Here is a 1,452-nt window from a genome sequence, read left to right as displayed (position 1 = left end):
CAAAATCCAACTGACCCGTTTGGCTGTCATGCAACTGAACTAACTGATGGCGAGCACTGTATAACTATAACTGCGTTCATGCAGTCAACTGCCCCGCTGCCATTGCTGAGCAATTAAGCGGCTAAAAACATCGTATTGCTGACTTAACACTAAGCCATTGCCATATTCGCGCTCTGTCTCCCGTCCGGCATGATCGAACCGGCATTTACACCACCAAAGCGGTTGAAGCGGTGCACCGACAATTTAGGATGTTAACCAAAACAAAGGGCGGTTTTGCTAACGAGAACAGTTTACTCAAACTGCTTTACGCAGATATATTGAAGGCCTCTGAGCACTGGACGCATCCCATCCAAAATTGGAATTTGACGCTGTCACAGCTCTCAATTCATTTTGAGCGACGCTGAGGAAACCATATCGATCTGTGAAATTAGCCTAACACAGAATTATGAACAGACTCTTCGGGCCAGATAAAGTTGATTACACTGATTAAGGTATGTTTATTCGTATATAACAGAATAAAAACCTTCCGAATCTAAAATTAAATCTCCTTGCTCATCAAGCATACCAACCCCATTAAAAATTTGCCCTTCACAATGCGTAACAACTTTTAACAAAAAGTCATAATCAAGACCAGAAAAGCTAGTGGATGACTTCACACCGATAGAAGCATTACATTCAGCTAGATGCTGTTGAATATAATTTTTATTAGTAATTGCATCCGTTTTTATTCTCTTAAAAAAGCTATAGGCACCCAATATAGTTTTAGACACTTGATCGCCGCCGGACACTCTTTTAAACACATGAAAATCAATATGATCACTATTCATTTGTATACGAAATGAAATAGCAGTATCAGTTGGCATTGTCAAAATATCAATTTTCATGTTTTCACCAAGCAATTGCTCCACAACATTTAAAATTTTTATAACATTATCTATTTTACAAAAAATATTACAGCTATCCGATCTTAAATAATTATTCACTGGCATTTATCGTCCTCCTGTCTCAGCTCTTCCACCATGATGGCCAGTTTTCGCATGTATCTTCTCATCAACTAACTGAAGAGTATCCTTACCATGATGATGCCAAGTATAATCACTTATTTTTGGTAACTCATCTTCAATATTGCTTAACTGTTCACTCGTGAAATTATCTCTTAAGAGTAAATTTTCCTTTAACTCAGTTTTTAACTGTTTAGTTGCTTCGCTAAATTGTACATTATCACTCGTTTCAGGTCCTATCATTTCATCAGGAATAACTGCATCGAACATTGATTCAAAAATTGGTTGGGCATTTTCGTCAAAACCAACCCCAGTGATACTGTGAACTTCTCCAGAGAATGCATACTGAGCACCTCTTTTTAGTCTCCCATTATGAAATAGATGAGGGTGTGACTCTTCAGAAATACTGGATCTTTTAAATTTTATTTTTGGTAAATTAGTAGTTGATTTT

General features: G+C 37.3%; 2 protein-coding genes and 1 pseudogene. 1 reads left to right on the top strand and 2 read right to left on the bottom strand.

From position 1 onward, the window contains the following. Positions 1-194: 194 nt before the first annotated feature. A pseudogene (locus AAA952_RS22220) lies at positions 195-404 on the top strand (IS256 family transposase); the annotation flags it as partial. A 93-nt stretch (positions 405-497) separates the two neighbouring features. On the opposite strand, the gene AAA952_RS22215 reads toward AAA952_RS22220, so the two are convergent. Both AAA952_RS22215 and AAA952_RS22210 read right to left on the bottom strand, forming a co-directional pair. After that, complete coding sequence (locus tag AAA952_RS22215) at positions 498-989, bottom strand: hypothetical protein (protein ID WP_006081780.1); 492 nt, start codon at positions 987-989, stop codon at positions 498-500. Further along, the coding region (locus AAA952_RS22210) for an HNH endonuclease (protein WP_338259681.1) at positions 990-1,452 on the bottom strand (463 nt) is incomplete at its 5' end.

Source organism: Shewanella sp. M-Br (assembly GCF_036245925.1).
Classification (GTDB): domain Bacteria; phylum Pseudomonadota; class Gammaproteobacteria; order Enterobacterales; family Shewanellaceae; genus Shewanella; species Shewanella oncorhynchi.
This window is presented reverse-complemented; position numbering and strand designations above follow the sequence as displayed.